Annotated in this window: 18 protein-coding genes; 11 read left to right on the plus strand and 7 right to left on the minus strand. The window is 69.7% G+C overall.

Annotation, left to right across the window (positions count from 1 at the left end; all coding sequences use genetic code 11):
* Positions 1–170 precede the first annotated feature (170 nt).
* Together Q0C12_RS07775 and epmB are read right to left on the minus strand one after the other, a co-directional pair.
* On the minus strand, positions 171–2,246 hold the full coding sequence (locus Q0C12_RS07775) for an EAL domain-containing protein (RefSeq protein ID WP_290888537.1): 2,076 nt from the start codon (positions 2,244–2,246) through the stop codon (positions 171–173).
* A gap of 86 nt (positions 2,247–2,332) precedes the next feature.
* Positions 2,333–3,367, minus strand: coding sequence for an EF-P beta-lysylation protein EpmB (epmB, locus tag Q0C12_RS07780; protein ID WP_290888540.1), 1,035 nt, complete (start codon positions 3,365–3,367; stop codon positions 2,333–2,335).
* A gap of 101 nt (positions 3,368–3,468) precedes the next feature.
* On the opposite strand from epmB, the gene efp reads away from it, so the two are divergent.
* The 6 genes from efp (at position 3,469) to folE2 (ending at position 8,579) form a co-directional block, all read left to right on the plus strand.
* Positions 3,469–4,035, plus strand: coding sequence for an elongation factor P (gene efp / locus Q0C12_RS07785; RefSeq protein WP_290888543.1), 567 nt, complete (start codon positions 3,469–3,471; stop codon positions 4,033–4,035).
* A gap of 4 nt (positions 4,036–4,039) precedes the next feature.
* Positions 4,040–5,386 carry a TRZ/ATZ family hydrolase gene (locus Q0C12_RS07790; RefSeq protein WP_290888546.1) on the plus strand — a complete coding sequence of 449 codons (1,347 nt, stop codon included), beginning with the start codon at positions 4,040–4,042 and terminating at the stop codon, positions 5,384–5,386.
* Positions 5,383–6,090: a bifunctional 2-polyprenyl-6-hydroxyphenol methylase/3-demethylubiquinol 3-O-methyltransferase UbiG gene (gene ubiG / locus Q0C12_RS07795; protein WP_290888549.1), complete on the plus strand. Its 708-nt coding sequence runs from the start codon at positions 5,383–5,385 to the stop codon at positions 6,088–6,090. Before Q0C12_RS07790 ends, ubiG begins: the two co-directional genes overlap by 4 nt.
* The gene (gene gph, locus Q0C12_RS07800; protein WP_290888552.1) at positions 6,090–6,755 is read left to right on the plus strand and encodes a phosphoglycolate phosphatase; all 666 of its coding nucleotides are present in this window, start codon (positions 6,090–6,092) and stop codon (positions 6,753–6,755) included. Before ubiG ends, gph begins: the two co-directional genes overlap by 1 nt.
* The gene (locus Q0C12_RS07805; protein WP_290888555.1) at positions 6,752–7,504 is read left to right on the plus strand and encodes a hypothetical protein; all 753 of its coding nucleotides are present in this window, start codon (positions 6,752–6,754) and stop codon (positions 7,502–7,504) included. Before gph ends, Q0C12_RS07805 begins: the two co-directional genes overlap by 4 nt.
* A gap of 136 nt (positions 7,505–7,640) precedes the next feature.
* On the plus strand, positions 7,641–8,579 hold the full coding sequence (folE2, locus tag Q0C12_RS07810) for a GTP cyclohydrolase FolE2 (protein ID WP_290888596.1): 939 nt from the start codon (positions 7,641–7,643) through the stop codon (positions 8,577–8,579).
* Between the two features lie 91 nt (positions 8,580–8,670).
* On the opposite strand, the gene Q0C12_RS07815 is transcribed toward folE2, so the two are convergent.
* Together Q0C12_RS07815 and yidD are read right to left on the minus strand one after the other, a co-directional pair.
* Positions 8,671–9,603, minus strand: coding sequence for a M23 family metallopeptidase (locus tag Q0C12_RS07815; RefSeq protein WP_290888558.1), 933 nt, complete (start codon positions 9,601–9,603; stop codon positions 8,671–8,673).
* Positions 9,600–9,863 (minus strand): membrane protein insertion efficiency factor YidD, encoded by a 264-nt coding sequence (yidD, locus tag Q0C12_RS07820; protein ID WP_290888561.1) that lies wholly within the window; start codon positions 9,861–9,863, stop codon positions 9,600–9,602. Before yidD ends, Q0C12_RS07815 begins: the two co-directional genes overlap by 4 nt.
* Positions 9,864–9,937: 74 nt before the next feature.
* Here yidD and dksA point away from each other — a divergent pair, with 74 nt between their 5' ends.
* Positions 9,938–10,909: an RNA polymerase-binding protein DksA gene (gene dksA / locus Q0C12_RS07825; protein ID WP_290888564.1), complete on the plus strand. Its 972-nt coding sequence runs from the start codon at positions 9,938–9,940 to the stop codon at positions 10,907–10,909.
* Positions 10,910–11,055: 146 nt separating this feature from the next.
* Positions 11,056–12,012, plus strand: a complete 957-nt coding sequence (locus Q0C12_RS07830) for a sensor domain-containing diguanylate cyclase (RefSeq protein WP_290888567.1) — start codon at positions 11,056–11,058, stop codon at positions 12,010–12,012.
* A 36-nt stretch (positions 12,013–12,048) separates the two neighbouring features.
* On the opposite strand, the gene Q0C12_RS07835 is transcribed toward Q0C12_RS07830, so the two are convergent.
* The 3 genes from Q0C12_RS07835 to cysS are packed head-to-tail and all read right to left on the minus strand — an operon-like array spanning position 12,049 to position 15,618.
* Entirely contained in the window at positions 12,049–13,806 is a 1,758-nt protein-coding gene (locus tag Q0C12_RS07835; protein ID WP_290888570.1) for a DUF885 family protein, read from the minus strand.
* Between the two features lie 4 nt (positions 13,807–13,810).
* Positions 13,811–14,248: a SufE family protein gene (locus tag Q0C12_RS07840; RefSeq protein ID WP_290888573.1), complete on the minus strand. Its 438-nt coding sequence runs from the start codon at positions 14,246–14,248 to the stop codon at positions 13,811–13,813.
* Complete coding sequence (cysS, locus tag Q0C12_RS07845) at positions 14,248–15,618, minus strand: cysteine--tRNA ligase (RefSeq protein WP_290888575.1); 1,371 nt, start codon at positions 15,616–15,618, stop codon at positions 14,248–14,250. Before cysS ends, Q0C12_RS07840 begins: the two co-directional genes overlap by 1 nt.
* A 164-nt stretch (positions 15,619–15,782) precedes the next feature.
* On the opposite strand from cysS, the gene Q0C12_RS07850 reads away from it, so the two are divergent.
* The 3 genes from Q0C12_RS07850 to Q0C12_RS07860 form a co-directional block, all read left to right on the plus strand.
* Positions 15,783–16,343, plus strand: coding sequence for a glycine zipper 2TM domain-containing protein (locus Q0C12_RS07850; protein WP_290888578.1), 561 nt, complete (start codon positions 15,783–15,785; stop codon positions 16,341–16,343).
* A gap of 225 nt (positions 16,344–16,568) precedes the next feature.
* A complete protein-coding gene (locus tag Q0C12_RS07855) occupies positions 16,569–17,573 on the plus strand; it encodes an N-acetylornithine carbamoyltransferase (protein WP_290888580.1) in 1,005 nt (334 codons plus the stop codon).
* Between the two features lie 126 nt (positions 17,574–17,699).
* Positions 17,700–18,058: argininosuccinate synthase domain-containing protein (locus Q0C12_RS07860; protein WP_290888584.1), on the plus strand; the 359-nt coding region annotated here is incomplete at its 3' end.

Below are 18,058 nucleotides of genomic sequence, written 5' to 3' on the forward strand. Positions count from 1 at the left end.
GGCGTGCCCGAACGCGGATCAGAGCGGAAACAAGGGACAAGGGCGGATTTTTCTGTTGCTCAGCCCAGAGAAGGAAGGGGCGCCCGTGCCGGGGCGCCCCTTCTTCTTAACCAGCCTTATCCGCTCCTATCCGTGAGTTTCCGCTCTGATCCGCGTTAAATGCCGGATCCTCACCCGAAGTCGTAGTTCATGGCGGGGCCGGCGGCGGCCAGGAAGTTGCCTTCGACGAAATCCATGCCCATGCCGAACAGCACGCTCATGGTGGTGGCGTCGGAGACGAACTCGGCCACCGTCTGCTTGCCGGCCGCGTGCGCCTTGTTGACGATGTCGCGGACCTGCTTCTGGATGTCGGCGTTCTTGCCCATCTCGGTGATGAAGCTGCGGTCGATCTTGAGGATGGCCGGGTCGAAGTGGGTGAGCATCTGGAACGAGTTCAGGCCGGTGCCGAACTGTTCGAGCGCGACGCGGCAGCCCAGCTGCGACACCGCCTTCTGGAACGACTGCAGCGACTTGAGGTGGGTGAAGACCTTGGACTCCGGGATCTGCACCACCAGCCGGTCGCCCGGTACGCCGTGGGCCTTCAACTGCTCGGCGATGTGCTTCTCGAGGCCGCCCTCGACCAGCGAGGCCGGGGTGATCTTGACGAAGAGGTTGGTGTGCTTGCCTTCCTTCATGCGCGCCGCGATCACGCCGATGGCGTGGCTGACCACCCAGCGGTCGATGTCGTCGAGCAGGCCGTGCTCCTCGGCGATGGCGAGGTAGGTCATCGGCGGGATCACTTCGCCGCCCGGGCCCTTCATCCGGAGGTAGACGTCGTAGTTCTCTTCCTCGGCGCCGGTGAGGCTGATGATGGGCTGGTAGTGCAGCACGAACTGGTCGTTGGCCAGGGCTTCCCGGATGCGCTGCACCCAGGCCTGGATGCGCTCTTCCTCGGCGCGGTCGCGCGCGGCCGGGTCGAAGATCTCGACGCGGTTGCCGCCCATGCCGACGCAGGACGCCAGGCATTGGCTGGACTTGCCCATCACCTGCGACACCGAGGCGATCTTCTCGCCGATCTGGACGCCGCCGATGCTCACGCCCGGATTCACCGAGCGGTCGCCGACTTCCAGGATGTGGCCATGGAAGGCCTCGCGGATGCGCTCGGCCTGGGCCTGGCTGTGGGTGTGGTCGTGGGCCAGGCACAACACGGCGAAGCTGTGGTCGCTCAGGCGCGCAGCGATGGTCTCGGCATCCAGCGCCGCGGACAGGCGCGCGGCGATGCCCTTGATCAGGTCGTCGGCGGCGGCCAGGCCGATTTCTCCGAGCAGGTTCTCGTAATGGTCGGGCTCGACCAGCAGGAAGGCCTGCTGGCCCTTGCCCTCGGTCGCCCGCACCACGGCCGATTCCAGTTCGGTCATGAAGTGCTGGCGGTTGAACAGGCCGGTGAGCGCGTCGCGCTGGCGCAGGGTGTCGAGTTCCTTGACCATGTCCGGGTCGACGGCCTGCTGGCGGAACACGATCTGCAGGCAGGATTCGCCCTCGTAGGTGGCGTGGGTGAACTCCATCACCGCGTCGAACGTGCTGCCGTCGCTACGCTGGGCTTGCAGCTCCATCTGCCGCGGCGGCGACTCGCCCTTGCTCAGCTTCTTGAGCAGCTGCTTGAAGTCCTCCGCGTGCTTGCCGCTGATCAGGTCGAGCACCGACAGGCCCTCGATCTCGTCGAAGCCTTCGAAGCCGAACATTTCCAGATAGGCATCGTTGGCGCGGATGTGCATGCCCTCGTGCACGTAGGCGATCGGGTCGCGCGACGACGCGATCAGCGCGTCGCAGCGGCGTTCGGTCTCGCGCAGCGAGGCCTCGAGGTGGCGCAGGCCGCGGCGGGCGAGCAGGGCGGCGAATTCGCTGCGCACCACGGCCTGCACGTGCTCGGGGCGGTGGCGGATGGCGATGTCGCGGGTGCCGGCGGCGAGCGCGGCCAGCGCGTTCTTTTCGTCCAGCAGCGTGGTGGAGGCAATGACCGGGATGTCCTTGCCGGTGGCGTTGACCTGCTCGACCACGCTGCCGAGCGGCAGGTACTTCGCTTCGAACGAGGCCAGCACCATGTCCACGCTCTGCGAGCCGAGCAGGCTCACCAGTTCTTCCTCGGATTCGGGCCGCTGCGGACGCACGGCCATGCCCCCGTTGCGCAGGTGGCTGATCAACTGTTCCGCATCTTCCAACCGGTCTTCGACCAGGAGCAGGCGGATCACGGCATCCTGCTGTGCCATCGAGGGGGTGCTCCTTTATCCATCAAAGGCTTGCGAGGGGGGATTGAGACAATACCAAAAGTTCCGTCAGGTAAACCATCCGACTTTTACCCGATCGTCGCCACCGGCAGCTTGGCCGGGGCCCCGGCCACCTCCCGCACCAGCCTTGGCACCAGGTAGCCTGGCAGCCGGGCTGACAGGGCGGCGTGCAGGGCCAGCGCCTCGGCGTCGGGCACTTCGAAATGGGCGGCACCCGCGACCCTGTCGAGCTGGTGCAGGTAGTAGGGCAGCACGCCGGCCTCGAACAGGCGCTCGGACAGGGCCGCCAGGGTGGCCACGTCGTCGTTCACCCCGCGCAGCAGCACCGCCTGGTTGAGCACGGTGGCGCCGGCGCGGTGCAACTCGCCCAGTGCCCTGGCCACGCCGGCGTCGATCTCGTTGGGGTGGTTGGCGTGGACCACGACCACCCGCTGCTGGGGCAAGCCGGCCAGCCAGGCCAGCAACGCGTCGTCCACGCGCTCGGGCAGCACCACCGGCAGGCGGGTGTGCAGGCGCAGGCGCCGGACGTGGCGCAGCCCGGCCAGGCCGTCGGTGAACTCCGCCAGCTTGGGCGTGGCCAGCGACAGGGGGTCGCCGCCCGACAGCAGCACTTCGTCCAGGCCCGGGTCGGCGGCGAGGTAGGCCAGCGCTTCCCGCCACTGGCCGGCCGCGGCGGTTTCCTCGCCGTAGGGGAAATGCCGGCGGAAGCAGTAGCGGCAGTGGATGGCGCAGCTGCCGGTGGCCACCAGCAGGGCGCGGCCTTCGTATTTGTGGACGATGCCCGGGCCGCCGCGCGCGGCGCGGTCGCCGACCGCATCGAGCACGAAGCCCGGCACCACCCGGTCCTCGTCGTCGAGCGGCAGCACCTGGCGCAGCAGCGGGTCGGCGGGGTCGCCGTGGCGCATGCGGGCCACGAAACCGCGCGGCACCCGCAGCGGGAACTGCGCGGCGGCCGCGGCCGATACCCGCCCGGCCAGCGCCGGCAGCCCGACCAGCTCGAGCAGCTCCCGCGGATCGCGGACGGCGTCGCGCCACAGGTGCTGCCACCGGGGCGGGGCGTCGGCGGCGGCGGGCTGCGTCGGGACGGGGTTGGCGGTTATCATGTCGGGCTTGGACGGAGGCCACGGGCCGCCGGAAGACCCCCATTGTAGCCGCGCAGCCCCCGGATCGGCCGGCGGACCGGCCCAGACACCAGGAGCAAGGCATGGCCAGCTATGGCATGAACGACGTCAAGAACGGCATGAAGATCATCGTCAACGCCGAGCCGTGCGTGATCACCGACACCGAGTACGTCAAGCCCGGCAAGGGCCAGGCCTTCACCCGCGTGAAGTACCGCTTCATCAAGTCCGGCCGCACGGTCGAGCTGACCATGAAGGCCACCGACAGCCTCGAGGCCGCCGACGTCGTCGACACCGACATGCGCTTCCTGTACGCCGACGGCGAGTTCTGGCATTTCATGGATCCCGAGACCTTCGACCAGGTCCAGTGCGACGAAGCCGGCATCGGCGAGACCAAGAACTACCTCAAGGGCGAAGAGGACTGCGTCGTCACCCTGTGGAACGGCACCCCGATCGCGGTGCAGGCGCCCAACTTCGTCGAGCTCAAGATCATCGAGACCGACCCGGGCGTGCGCGGCGACACCTCGGGCGGTGGCGGCAAGCCCGCCAAGCTCGAGACCGGCGCCGTGGTGCGCGTGCCGCTGTTCGTGAACCAGGACGAGGTCATCAAGGTCGACACCCGCTCCGGCGAGTACGTCTCCCGGGTGAAGTGACCCGATGACGACCCCGGCCGCCCCCCAAGCCTGCGACCTGCTGATCGAAGCCGGCTGGGTCGTGCCGGTGGTCCCGCACGGCGTGGTCCTGGCCGATCACGCCGTGGCCATCCGCGGCGACCGCATCCTGGCGGTGCTGCCGCGGTCCGAGGCCCGGGCCGCGTTCGCCGCCGCCCAGGTGGTGAGCCGCCCGGGTTCGGTGCTGATCCCCGGGCTGGTCAATGCCCACTGCCACAACCCGATGACGCTGATGCGCGGCGTCGCCGACGACCTGCCGCTGATGACCTGGCTGCAGCAGCACATCTGGCCGATCGAGGCCAAGGTGATCGGGCCTGCCTTCGTCGCCGACGGCATCGAGCTGGCCGTGGCCGAGATGCTGCGCGGCGGCACCACCGCCTGCGCCGAGAACTACTTCTTCCCCGACATCCAGGCCGCCACGTATTCCCGGCTGGGTTTCCGCGCGCTGGTCGGCCTGCCGGTCATCGACTTCCCGACGGCCTGGGCCCGCACCCAGGACGAATACTTCGACAAGGGCCTGGAAGTCCACGACAACTGGCGGCGCGACCCGCTCGTGTCCACCTGCTTCGTGCCGCACGCGCCCTACACGGTGAACGACGCCGCGTTCGAGCGCATCCGGATGCTGGCCGACCAGCTCGACCTGGTGGTGCACTGCCACATCCACGAGACCGCGCACGAGAACGTCGAGGCGATCAAGCAGCACGGCAGCCGCCAGCTCGCGCGCCTCGAACGCCTGGGCCTGGTCAACGACCGCCTGATGGCGGTGCACATGACCGACCTCACCGACGCCGAGATCGCGCTGTGCGCCGAGCGCGGCGTGTCCGTGGTGCACTGCCCCGAGTCCAACCTCAAGCTGGCCTCGGGCTTTTGCCCGACCCGCAGGCTGCAGCTGGCCGGCGTCAACCTCGCGCTCGGCACCGACGGAGCGGCCAGCAACAACGACCTCGACATGTTGGGCGAGATGCGCACCGCGGCGCTGCTCTCGAAGGGCGTGTCGGGCGACGCCTCGGCGCTTGACGCCGCCAGCACGCTGCACATGGCTACCCTGGGCAGCGCCCGGGCCATGGGCCTGGGCGAACGCATCGGCTCGCTCGAGCCGGGCAAGCAGGCCGACCTGGCCTGCATCGACCTCGATCCGCTGGAAACGCAGCCGATGTACCACGCCATCTCCCAGCTCGTTTACGCCACCGGCCGCCACCAGGTGTCGGACGTGTGGGTCGCGGGCGTGCGCAAGTTGGCCGATGGCCGGCTGGTCGACCTTGACGCCGACGCCATCCGCGCCAAGGCGCGGGGCTGGCGCGAGCGCATCGCCGGCATCCGGAGCGAGGCGTGAGCGCGCCGGCCGCCAACGCCAGCCAGGCCGAGCTCGACAAGTTCGGCGCCCTGGCCAATCGCTGGTGGGACCCGCAGGGCCCGCAGCGACCGCTGCATGAACTCAACCCGGCGCGCCTCGGCTACGTGCGGCGGGGCACGACGCTCGCCGGCGCCCGCGTCCTCGACGTCGGCTGCGGTGCCGGCCTGCTCAGCGAGGCCCTGGCCCGCGAGGGCGCGAAGGTCACCGCGCTCGACCTCGCCCCGGAGCTCATCGACGTCGCCAGGCTGCACCTGCTCGAATCGGGCCTGCAGGTCGACTATCGCCTGCAGTCGGTCGAGTCGTTGGCCGCCGAACAGCCCGCCAGCTTCGACGCCATCACCTGCATGGAAATGCTCGAGCACGTGCCTGATCCGGCGGCCGTGGTGCGCGCATGCGCCGCGCTGCTCAAGCCCGGCGGCCGGCTGTTCCTGTCCACGCTCAACCGCACGCCCGCCGCGTTCGCCGTGGCCATCGTCGGCGCCGAGTACGTCGCTCGCCTGCTGCCCAAGGGCACCCACGACTACAAGCAGTTCATCAAGCCGTCCGAACTGGCGGCCTGGCTGCGCGCCGCCGGCCTGCAGGCCGAGGACGTCAGCGGCCTGGCCTACGACCCGATCCGCCGCAAGGCCTGGGTCGGCGGGCCGACCGCCATCAACTACCTCGCGCGCGCGGTGAAAGCCTGATGCCGATGCCGCCGCGCGCGGTGTTGTTCGACCTCGATGGCACCCTGGTCGACAGCGCCCCCGACCTCTGCAACGCCGTGAACCGCGTGCTGGCCGACCTGGGTCGGCCCCCGGTGGCGCTGTCGCGGCTGCGCCAGGTGGTCTCCAAGGGCGGTCGCGCGATGCTGGCGGTGGCGCTGCCCGATCTGGACGCCGACGCCCGCGAGGCCCGGCTGGCGCCGTTCCTCGCCTACTACGGCGAAGCGCTGGCGAACGACAGCGTGGCCTTCGGCGGCGTCGCCGAACTGCTGGCGGCGCTGGATGCGCGCGGCATCGCCTGGGGCATCGTCACCAACAAGCCCGAAGCACTGGCGCGCGGCGTCGTCGAGGGCTTCGGCTGGACCACGCGCTGCAGGGTGCTGGTGGGTGGCGACACGCTGCCGCGGCGCAAGCCCGACCCCGAGCCGCTGCTGTTCGCGTGCGCGCAGTTGGGCGTGGCACCGGGCGACGCGGTTTATGTCGGCGACGACCAGCGCGACATCGAAGCTGCCCGCGCCGCCGGCATGCCCTCCGTGGCCGCGCTGTGGGGTTACCGCGAGCCGCACGAGGATCCATCGCAGTGGGGCGCCGACCACGCCTTCGACGGCGCCGCCGGCCTGCTCGCCTCGGGCTTGCTGTCGCCATGACCACCGCCGCCGACCCGACCGCGCACTTCGTCGACAAGTGGCACCGGCGCGAACCGGAAATGGCCCTGGCCGAAGTGTTTTGCCCGCCGGAGCGGCGTCCCGTGTTCCGCGCCTGGGGCGTGCTGCTGCACGAGCTGCGCGAGGCGACTTTCGAATTGAGCGACCCACGCGTCACCGCCGCCAAGTCGCAGTGGTGGGCCGAGGAACTGCTGCTGGTGGCGCGCGGCGCCGGCCGGCACCCGGTGTGCGCCGAACTGCCGCCGGCGTTGCCGTGGGCAGCGCTGGCACGCGCTGTGCTCGAACAAGCCAGCTTCGATGGCCGGCCCGCCGATGCCGCGCATGCGCTGGCGCAGGTCTCGCCGCTGGCCGAAGCGATCGCCGCGATCGAGGCCGGCCTGCACGAGGCCGCTCCACCGGTTGGCGCCGTGGCCGTGAACCTGCTGCTGCACCGCCTGCCGCACGGCCTGGTGGCCGAGGACCAGGCGCGACTGCCGCTGGCCCTGCTGGCGCGCCATGGCCTGACCGTGGCCCAGGTCGCCGAAGGGCAGGGCGAGGCGCTGCTGCGCGACTGGGCGCGCGAGCTGCTCATGGCCCTGCCGACACCCGGGCGCCCGTCCAGCCTGTACCGGCGGCTGCGCACCGGCTTCGACCGCGCGCGCCTGCAGCGGCTCGCCGCCGGCCGTGGTTTCGACCCGCCGCCGGCCGTGGCCAGCCTTTGGCGCGCCTGGCGACTGGCCCAGGCGGGCTGAAACGCATTGTTTCGCGATCCCCGGGGCGCCCGCCGCCAACTTGACGTAGCCTGCACCCGCCCTCATCTAGCTTGCCGTGACACTGAACAGGAGAGCCGTCGTGGCCCCGAAGAATCTTGAGAACACCGCCCGCGTGATGCCCGACATCGCGGCCGAAGCCCGCCCGGCCCTGTCCGGCGTGCTCGACTGGGTCGGCATGGGCGAGATCGAGATGCCCGTGGCCCTGCAGGCCGACAATGGCCGGACGGTCAGCAGCGGCGCCCGCGTCAACGCCTTCGTCAACCTCAAGCGCGGCGACGTGCGCGGCATCCACATGTCGCGCCTGTACCTGCACGTGGACAAGGCGCTGTCGGCCGAGCCGATGACGCCGGCCTCGATCCGCCGCCTGCTGAAGGACTTCCTGGAGTCGCATGCCGACCTGTCCGACCGCGCCATGGTCAGCCTGCGCTTCGACCACCTGGTGCGCCGCGCGGCGCTGGCCAGCGACAACAGCGGCTGGAAGAGCTACCCGGTCAGCATCACCGGCGTGATGGACCGCGGCCACTTCGCGCTCGAGCTGGGCGTCGAGGCGGCGTACTCGAGCACCTGCCCGTGCTCGGCGGCGCTAGCGCGCCAGCTGATCCAGGAGCAGTTCGACGCCGACTTCGCCGCCGGCAAGCCGCTCGACCGCGACGCCGTGATGGCCTGGCTGGGCAGCGAACAGGGCATCCGCGCCACGCCGCACAGCCAGCGCAGCTTTGCGACGGTGAAGCTGCGCCTGGTGCCGTCGTTCGCCGATTTCCCGATCGTCGAGATCATCGACCGCATCGAGGATGCCCTGAAGACGCCGGTGCAGACCGCCGTCAAGCGCATCGACGAGCAGGCCTTCGCGCTGCTCAATGGCCAAAACCTGATGTTCTGCGAGGACGCGGCCCGACGCATCCAGGACGCGCTGGACCAGGACGAGCGCATCAGCGACTTCTGGCTGCGCGCCTCGCACCACGAGAGCCTGCACCCGCACGACGCGGTCGCCGTGGCTACGAAGGGCATCCCCGGCGGCTACACCGCCGTCCCCGACGGCCTCCAGCCCCGCTGAGTCCTGCCCCACCGTGAGCCGGAACGGCGCCTTCGTGGCGCCGTTTCGCATTGTGGGGTCAGGTATTCATCCGTGGCAAAAAACAAAACCATCACTTCTCGAGGACGAGGAGCGGGTCGATGCGGACGTCGAACCAGTTCATGCCCCAGTGCAGGTGGGGGCCGGTGGCGCGGCCGGTGGCGCCGACGGCACCGATCACCTGGCCCTGCTCGATGCGGTCGCCGACCTGGACGTCGATGCGCGAGAGATGCAGGAAGTTGGAGCTGATGCCGTGGCCGTGGTCGAGCAGCAGGGTGCCGCCGGTGAGGTAGAAGTCGTTCGCGGCCAGCGTGACCACGCCCGCGGCCGGCGCCCGCACCGGGGTGCCGTTCGGCGCGGCGATGTCCATGCCCGAGTGCGCGCTGCCCGGCTTGCCGTTGTAGACGCGCTGGTTGCCAAAGCGGCCGCTGATGCGGCCCTGCACCGGCCAGATGAACGTCTGTACGAAGTCGGTGCGCGGCTCGTCGGCGGCACGGGCCGCGGTCACGGTGGCCTGCTCGCGCCGGATGCGCTCGGCGATGCCGGGCGGCGGGTCCACGGTCTTCGGCGGCACGCCGTCCACGCGCTCGATCGGCCAATCGCGCTTAGCGACCGCGATCGCGACGGTGTCGGCTCGGCCATCGGGGCGAACCACTTCCACCTTCACCGGAGAATCCGCGTCGCGGCCGACGCCGAACACCACGCTGCCATAGCCGGTGACGCGAAGCGTTCGGCCGGCATGCCTCACCGTGCTGCCGGGTGGCACCTTGCCGATCACCATCGCGCCCTGCGACACCTCGGCGGGGAAGACGATGCGGTCCGGGTCAGGCGCCGAGGCGGAGGCGGGCAGGGCGGTCGCGAAAGCGAAGGGCGCGGCCAGCAGCCCGGCGAGCAGGGCCAGCAAGCATATGCGCCCGATGCTCGGGACGGCGGTGGCGGGCATTGCGATGCCGCCATGGCGCCGGGTGCCGTCGGGCGGGCTGGCGAGGGTGGATCCGTGGGTCATGGCGTCTTCTTGTCGGGCCAGGCGTCCGGAACCGGGTCCAGGCCGCCTTCGTTGAGCGGGTGGCAGCGGCCGATGCGCTTGGCGCCCAGCCAACCGCCGCGCACCACGCCGAAGCGGTCGATCGCCTGCATCGTGTACTCCGAGCAACTGGGGTAGAACCGGCATCGCTGGCCCAGCAGCGGGCTGATCGCCAGCTTGTAGCCGCGCAGGAGCAGGATGACGGGTTTTTTCACTGATTGCTTCGGAAGGGCGGCAGGCATAAGGTTGCCGCTGGTGAAGGACTAGGCTATAACACGCCGCCTTCGAGCCTCAAGGAAAGAGAGGAATCGCCCTAGTGGCCGCTAAGAAACCCATCAAGAAGGCCGCCAAGCCGGCCACCAAGAAGCCCGTCAAGGCCAGCAAGCCGGTGAAGAAGCCGGTTGCCAAGGCCAAGCCGGCCGCCAAACCCGCCAAAAAGGCTGTAAAACCCATCAAGAAGGTCACGAAACCCGCCGCGAAGGCGAAGCCGGCTGCCAAGCCCGCCAAGAACTCCGCCAAGCCCGCTGCAAAGCCGGTTGCGAAGTCCGCGGCCCGCAAGCCCGCCAAGCCCGCCGCCAAGCCGGTCGCGAAGGCCAAGCCGGCCGCCAAGCCTGCGCCGAAGCCCGCGGCCAAGGCCGCGCCGAAGCCGGTTGCGAAAGCCGCGGCCAAGCCCGCCGCCAAGTCGCCGGCGCCGAAGCCCGCGGCCAAGCCCGCAACTGCGGCGAAGGCCAAGCCTGCGCCGGCCCCCGCGCCCAAGGCCGCGGCGCCCGTCGTCAAGCCGGCCCCGGCGCCGAAGCGCGAAGCGGGCGTCCGCGCCGGCTACGTCAAGCCGACCGCGCCGCGTCCCGAGCGCATCAAGCCTGCGCCCACGCGCGAGCGCGTGACCCTGCCCGCCGGCTACAAGCCGTCGGCCAAGGAGGAGTACATGGGCCCGATGCAGCTCGAGTACTTCCGCCAGCGCCTGCTGCAGTGGAAGGACGACCTGGTCGAGGAGTCCAAGCAGACCATCGAGAACCTCAAGGAAGAAGTGCGTGACGTCGGCGACGAGGCCGAGCGCGCCAGCCGTGAGTCCGAGAACAGCCTGGAGCTGCGCACCCGCGACCGCTACCGCAAGCTGATCAGCAAGATCGACAGCACGCTCAAGCGCATCGAGGACGGCAGCTACGGCTACTGCGTGGACACGGGCGAAGAAATCGGCCTCGACCGCCTCGAGGCCCGCCTCACCGCCGAACGCACCATCGATGCCCAGGAACGCTGGGAACACCGCCAGAAACAAATGGGCGAGTGACCATGAAGCCTGCCACGCAGGCATAAAGGCGAAAGGCCCCGCGAATCGCGGGGCCTTTTTGCTTTCCGCGCGACTGAGGCATCCATCAAGGTAAGTTCCGGGCGCAGAAGGTATCCTTGCGCGGCAGCCCCGCCTGGACACCCCTCATGAAACCAGCCCCATTGCCGTCGGATGAGCGCAGCCGCCTGGAAACCTTGCGTGCGCTCAATCTGCTCGACACCGCCCCCGAAGAGCGCTTCGACCGCCTGACGCGGATGGCCCGGCGGATGTTCGGCGTCCCCATCTCGCTGGTCAGCCTGATCGATGCCAACCGGCAATGGTTCAAGTCCAACCAGGGCCTTGACGCCACGGAGACTTCGCGCGACCTGTCTTTTTGCGGCCACGCCATCCTCGGGGATGACATCCTGCTGATTCCTGACGCCAGTCAGGACGAACGTTTCCTCGACAACCCGCTGGTCACGGAGAACCCCAACATCCGGTTCTATGCGGGCTGCCCCCTGAAGATACTCAACGGCAGCAAGATCGGCACCCTGTGCATCATCGACCGTGAGCCCCGGCATTTCTCCGAGGACGACCTGGCCTTGCTGCGCGACCTGGCCGCGATGGCGGAGCAGGAAATCGCGGCGGTGCAGTTGTCCACCCTGGATGAGTTGACGCTGATCTCCAACCGCCGCGGCTTCATGACGCTGGGCCAGCACAGCCTGAACCTGGCGGTCCGTGCCGGAACCCGGGCCACGATGGTGTTCTTCGACCTCGACGGCTTCAAGGAGATCAACGACACCTTCGGTCACGCCGAGGGCGACAAGGCCCTGGTGGCCTTCGCCGAACGCATGCGCAGCGTGTTCCGCGAAACCGACGTGTTCGGCCGCATTGGTGGCGACGAGTTCGCGGTGCTCCTGGGCGACGCCGACGACGCGACCCTGGACCTGGTGCTGTCCCGGTTCTCCGAGGCGGTTCGCCAGTACAACGCGAGCGCCAAGCGTGGGTATGACCTGGCCTACAGCGTCGGCCACGTGACGCACTCGGGCGGGAAGGGCTCCATCGAAGCCCTGTTGGCGGAGGCCGACGCGCTGATGTACGAGAACAAGCTCGGGAAGCGCTGAGCCTCGCGGCCCCCGATCTTTGGCTAGCTCACGGCTTCAGCGCATGCCGCTGAAGTCGTAGAACTTCCAGGGCTCCGGGAGGCCGTCGGCCAGGGCATCGCCGCGCAAGCGGGCACGCACCATCGATACCGGCATCGGCCCACCCTTGAGGATGGCGTCGTGGAACTGGCGTTCGCTCATTCCGCCGTTGGCCACCATCTCGCGGTGCAGCGCCTGGAACTGCAGGCCGCCGACCATGTAGGCGATCTGGTACAGCGGGCCATAGTCGCCCGCGAAGCTGCGGCGCACCTCGGCGCGGGCGTTCTCGCGCTCGTGGCCGACGCGCTCGACTAGCAGTTCCACGGCCTCGTCTGGCGTCATCTCCCCCAGGTGGAAGCCCAGCGAGAACAGAATGCGCGCGGCGCGGTGGCTGCGCCAGAACAGCATGCCGATCCTGTCCTCGGGCGTCTTCGCGAAGCCCAGGTCCCACAGGCGGAACTCCCAGTACAGCGCCCAGCCCTCGCCCCAGAACGGCGTGTCGAACAGCTCGCGGTGCGGCTGGTAGCGGGTGTTGTAGAAGTACTGCAGGTGGTGGCCCGGGATCAGCTCGTGGTGCACCACGGCGCGGGAGAAATGTCGGTTGTTGCCGCGCAGCGCCATCAGCTTCTTGTCGTGCGGCATGGTGTCGGTGGGGTAGGCCACCCACACGTCCTGGCCGCCGAGGAAGAACGGCGCCTGCAGCTGGTACTCCGGCGTGAGCATGGTCATGCGCCAGTCGCGCTTGGCCAGCTCGGGCACGGTCAGCAGGTCGTTGGATTCCATGAAGGCGATGGCTTCGTCCGCCAGCTCGACCACCAGCTTCGGCTGCTCGCCCGGGGCCGGGTGGCGCGACTTGACGATCTCCAGCGCGCGGCGCCAGTCGTCCTGGCCCATTTCGGCGGCGGCCTTGGCCAGTTCGCGCTGGCACCAGGCCAGCTCGCGCTCGGCCAGGTCCATCAGCTGTTCGGGCGTGTAGGGAATCAGTTCGTGGCGCAGCCCGGTGAGCAGCGCCTCGCGCCCGATCGGATCGCCGATGATGGTCTCGGGGTCGTTGGCGCCGGCGAGCTTGTCGCGCAGTAGCTTGGCGTGGCCCTCCATCTGCTTGTCCAGCGCCTCGTAGGGCTGGCGCGTCCACCAGGTGAAGTCGGGGTCGTAGCCGGCGTGGAAGCCATGCCACTGGCGCAGGTCCTCGCGCACCGCGTCGAGCAGGCGCGCGGCGCGGAAGGCGACGATGGGCGAGGTGCCCAGCGCCCTGGGGTTCTTCTCGAGCCGCGACTGCAGGTCGGCCAGCGCGCGGCGGCTGCGATCGAGCACCTCGGCGCTGGCGCGGGCGTCGGGATACTCCAGCGCGCGGCGCGCCTCGGCCAGCGCGATCAGCGCGTCCACGCCGGGCAGCAGCGGCGCGGCTTCGGCGTAGCGGCCGCGACTGAAGTCGAGCTGGCCGAGGCGGTAACCGAGTTCGCGCGTCATCAGCGCGTGGTCGAGGCGGTCCTCGAGGCCGAGCGGGGCCGGGTCGATCTCGGCCAGGCGCGCCTGCCAGGCCCGGTACAGCTCGCGCAGCGCGGCCTCGCGGCGCGGGCCAGCGGTAATGTCGCGCACGCGCTCGAGGCTGGCCAGGTCGCTGCGGAAGCGCGCCACCACCGGCGCCAGCCGCTGCGTGCTGGCGGGCATCTCGGCCAGCGCGGGTGCCAGCCCGTCGCCGCTGGCGTGCGCGGCGACGGGGGCGGCGAGGGCGGCGGCGAGGCAGATCGCCAGCAGGCGGCGGGCGTGGGGCATGCGTTTACTCCTGGGCGGGCAGGTTCCGGCGGGCGGTGTCCTGGATGAAGGCCAGCAGCGAGGCCAGGCCGTTGCTGCGGGTGGGCGAGAGGTGCTTGGCCAGGCCGATGCCGGCGATGTAGTCCGGCGTGGTGGCCAGGATCTCGGCGGCGCTGCGCCCGGAGTAGACGCGCAGCGCGAGGTAGATGAGGCCGGAGACGATGGTGGAATCACTGATGGCGTGGAACTCCAACGCCTCGGCATCGCCCTCGGCGACGATCCAGACCATCGACTGGCAGCCGTGCAGGCGGTTGGCCTCGGTCTTCCAGTCCTCGGGGAACGTCGGCAGCTTGCGGCCCAGGTCGATCAGGTACTGGTAGCGCTCGGACCAGTCGCCGAAGAAGGCGAACTCCTCGGCGATCGCGGCCTGGGCCAGCGCGGCGCTGGCTTCGGTCGGCCGCATCAGCCGCGCCTCCAGCGCACGCCCTGGGCGGTGTCCTCGAGCAGGATGCCTTCCTCGGCCAGCTGCTTGCGGATGGCGTCGGCGCGCAGGAAATCACGGGCGCGCTTGGCGGCGTTGCGTTCGTCCACCAAGGCCTGGATGCGGGCGTCGTCGCCGTCCTCGCTGCCGCGGCTGAACCAGGCCTCCGGCCGTTGCTGCAGCAAACCCAGCAGCAAGCCGCCGCCGAGCAACTCGGCCTTCAGGCTGGCGCGGGCGATGGGGCTGGTGGCCTTGCGGGCCTCGCCGGCGATGCGCGAGAGCTCGGCCAGCGCCGCCGGCGTGTTGAGGTCGTCGCACAGCGCCGACTCGACCTCGAACGGCACCATCGGCTCGACCGCGGGCACGTCGGCCAGGTCGCGCAGCGTGCCGTACAGCCGGTCGAGCGTGCGCACGCACTGGTCGATGAGCGCGTCGGACCAGTCCAGGGGCTGCCGGTAGTGGGCCGAGAGCAGGGCGTAGCGCAGGGCTTCGGGCGGGTGCTGGTCGAGCAGGTCGTGCACCAGGTACACGTTGCCCACCGACTTGGACATCTTGGCGCCGCCCAGGTTGAGCATGCCGTTGTGCAGCCAGAAGCGGGCGAACACCTGGCCGCCGTGGGCGCAGGTGCTCTGCGCCACTTCGTTCTCGTGGTGCGGGAACTGCAGGTCGACGCCGCCACCGTGGATGTCGATGGTGTCGCCCAGGTGGGTCTCGGCCATGGCCGAGCACTCGATGTGCCAGCCCGGGCGGCCCACGCCCCAGGGCGAGTCCCAGCCGGGCAGGTCGGGGGTGGACGGCTTCCAAAGCACGAAATCGCCGGCGTCGCGCTTGTAGGGGGCCACTTCGACGCGGGCGCCGGCCAGCATCTCGTCCGGGTCGCGGCGCGAGAGCTTGCCGTAGTCGGGGAAGCTGGCCACCGAGAACAGCACGTGGCCTTCGGCCGCGTACGCGTGGCCGGAGGCGATGAGCCGCTCGATCATCGAGATGATGTGCGGGATGTGGGCGGTGGCATAGGGCACCACGTCCGGCGGATCCACGCCCAGGCGCGCCATGTCCTCGTGGTAGGCGGCGGCGAAGCGATCGGTGATCACGTTGATCGGCACGCCCTGGTCCTTGGCGGCCTGGTTGATCTTGTCGTCCACGTCGGTGATGTTGCGGGCGTAGACCAGGCGCGGATAGTGGCGGCGCAGCAGCCGGGCCAGCACGCCGAACACCACCGGCGGGCGGGCGTTGCCGATGTGCACGTAGTTGTAGACCGTCGGTCCGCAGACGTACATCGTGACCCGGCGCGGGTCGGCGGGCTCGAAGGCCTCGAGCCGGCGGGTAAGGTTGTTGTAGAGGCGCAGTTCCATGGTAGGGCACGAACGGAAAGCCTGAGTCTAGCAAGCCCGGCGGGCAGGCTTAACGAAAATCTTAGGCTTGGGTTCAGGCGCTCGGGGCTTTAATCCCGGGGTCGCCGCTGCCCGATCCATCGCCCCCGGGCGACACGGCCCGGCCGCCCCACGGAGAACGTTTGATGACTGCCGCCATCCGAACCCTTCCGATCCTGCTGCTGGCGATGTCCGGCCCGGCGCTTGCCCAGTACGCCGGCGACGATTACGGCGACGACTCCTACGCCCCCGCGGTCCCCGAGAACGTCAGCTATGGCTACGCGCAGGTGCTGCGCGCCGATGAGGTGGTCGAGCGGGTCGTCACCCGCACCCCGGAAGAGCGCTGCGACGAGGTCGAGTACCGCAGCACCGGCCGCACCACCGGCGGCACCGTGATCGGCGCGCTGGTCGGCGCGGCGCTGGGCAACCAGGTCGGCAAGGGCGACGGCCGCAAGGCCGCCACCGTGGTGGGTGCGGTCGCCGGCGGCGCCATCGGCAACAACATCGCCCGCCAGCGCCAAGAGGCCGAGGCCCGCGGCTGCCAGCTGGTCGAGGTCGAGCGCGAGGAATCCCGGGTGGTCGGCTACGACGTCGAATACATGTACAAGGGCGAAAAATACATGTCCCGCCTGCCGTATGACCCGGGCAACCGCCTGCGCATCCGGGTCTCGGTGACCCCCGACGACGCGGCGGCTGCGGCCCGCTGAGTTGCGGCCCCGGCCCGCCCCCGGCATACTCGCCACCCAATGAGCCCCTGCGCCGCCCCTGCCGACATCCTCAGCTCCGCCTACATGGCGGCGGGCATGACGTCTCGCGCGCGCCGACCGGAATCCGCCACGCCAGCTGGGTAACCCGGACGTCACCGCTTGTTCACCGGAAAAACCCAGCCTTGCGCTGGGTTTTTTGTTTTTGGTTTCCACCAGGACCCCACCATGAAGCATTTCCTCAACACCCAGGACTGGACCCGCGCCGAGCTCGACGCGGCGCTCGCGCAGGCGGCGGCGTTCAAGCGGAGCAAGGCCGGCGACCAGCTCAAGGGCAAGTCCATCGCTCTGGTCTTCTTCAATCCTTCGCTGCGCACCCGCACCAGCTTCGAGCTGGGCGCATTCCAGCTGGGCGGGCATGCGGTGGTGCTGCAGCCGGGCAAGGACGCGTGGCCGATCGAGTTCGACGTCGGCACGGTGATGGACGGCGAGGCCGAGGAGCACATCGCCGAAGTGGCGCGGGTGCTGTCGCGCTACGTGGACCTGGTGGCGGTGCGCGCCTTCCCGAAGTTCCAGGACTGGTCGGTGGACCGCGAGGACCGGGTGCTGCGTGCTTTCGCGAAGTACTCGACCGTGCCGGTGATCAACCTCGAGACCATCACCCACCCCTGCCAGGAGCTGGCGCACGCGCTGGCGCTGCAGGAGCACTTCGGTACGCCCGACCTGCGCGGCAAGAAGTTCGTGCTGACCTGGACCTACCACCCCAAGCCGCTCAACACGGCCGTGGCCAACTCGGCGCTGACCATCGCGACCCGGATGGGCATGGACGTGACCCTGCTGTGCCCGACGCCCGAGTACGCGCTGGACGAGCGCTACCTGGGCTGGGCCCGCGACAACGTGGCCGAGTCCGGCGGCAGCTTCCGCATGAGCCACGACATCACCGAGGCCTACACCGGCGCCGACGTGGTGTACGCCAAGAGCTGGGGCGCGATCCCGTTCTTCGGCCGCTGGGAGCAGGAAAAGCCCATCCGCGACGCGCACAGGCACTTCATCGTCGACGAGGCCAAGATGGCGCTCACCAACAACGGCGTGTTCAGCCATTGCCTGCCGCTGCGCCGCAACGTGAAGGCGACCGATGGCGTGATGGATGCGCCGTACTGCATCGCCATCGAGGAAGCCGAGAACCGGCTGCATGTGCAGAAGGCCGTGATGGCGGCGCTTGCGAATCAATAGCCAGGAACTAGTGAAGAGGAGCCAGGAACCAGCAACAGCGTTCCGCCTCAGCAATGAGCTTCTCCACTAGTTCCTATTTCCTCTTCACTAGTTCCTGTTTCTTCCTTCTTCCCCCGGACCCACCCCATGACCCAGCCTAGCCCCATCGTCCTCGCCTTCTCCGGCGGCCTCGACACCAGCTTCTGCATCCCGTGGCTCAGGGAGCGCGGCTGGGCGGTGCATACCGTGTTCGCCGATACCGGCGGCGTGGATGCGGAGGAGCGGGCCTACATCGAGGCACGCGCGGCCGAGCTGGGGGCCGCCAGCCACGTCACCGTCGACGGCGGGCCGGCGATCTGGGACGGCTTCGTGAAGCCCTTCGTGATGGCGGGCGAGGGCTACCAGGGGCAGTACCCGCTGCTGGTGTCCGACCGCTACCTGATCGTGGACGCCGCGCTCAAGCGCGCCGCCGAACTCGGCACGCGCGCGATCGCGCACGGCTGCAC

Source organism: Arenimonas sp., from assembly GCF_022842045.1.
In the GTDB taxonomy this organism is placed as follows: domain Bacteria; phylum Pseudomonadota; class Gammaproteobacteria; order Xanthomonadales; family Xanthomonadaceae; genus Arenimonas.